We start from the raw sequence: 743 nt of genomic DNA, 5'->3' as shown, positions 1-743 counted from the left end.
TAGATATTCTTAACGAATACCCCGCCGGCGAATACTGGGTAATAGATCAAGCTACAAGAGACGCGGCTATCGCATTAAAGGAAACTCTTAATGAATTTAATATTCAAGCTGAAGTTACAGGCATAAGAAAAGGTCCTGTAATTACCATGTTCGAGATTCTCCCCGCTCCCGGCGTTAAGCTTTCAAAAATTGTCGGTTTACAAGACAACATTGCCCTGCGTCTTGCCGCTTCGTCTGTGCGCATTGTAGCCCCTATTCCTGGAAAGCACGCCGTAGGTATCGAAGTTCCAAACGCAAAACGCAACATTGTCTCTTTTAAAGAAATTATCGAAAATGAGCTTCAGCGCGAAGAGAAAAAAATGGAGATTCCCGTCGTTATGGGAAAAGACATCACAGGAGAAGCGCAAACAGTTGATCTTGTTCAAATGCCGCACCTGTTAATCGCGGGCGCTACCGGCTCTGGAAAATCAGTTTGTGTAAACTCTATAATTCTTTCGATACTGTATCAGCTTCATCCGGCGGAGTGCAGACTTATGCTTATTGACCCAAAAATTGTTGAATTAAAGTTATATAACGACATTCCTCATTTATTGACGCCGGTAATTACCGATTCCAAAAAAGCGTTTCAGGCGCTTCAATACTGCATTTATGAAATGGAAAGACGCTATGCCTGCCTCGACTCGATGGGAATGCGCGCCGCAGATTTGGAAAGCCAAATTGACAAAGACCGCAAAAAATTACAA

At 43.1% G+C, this 743-nt stretch carries 1 protein-coding gene; it reads left to right on the top strand.

Going from position 1 to position 743, the window contains the following annotated elements:
- A partial coding sequence (locus tag ACYVTD_RS14830; RefSeq protein WP_461248485.1) for a DNA translocase FtsK occupies nucleotides 1-743 on the top strand: 743 nt, incomplete at both ends.

The sequence above is a fragment of the Treponema sp. R6D11 genome (assembly GCF_054786075.1).
This window is presented reverse-complemented; position numbering and strand designations above follow the sequence as displayed.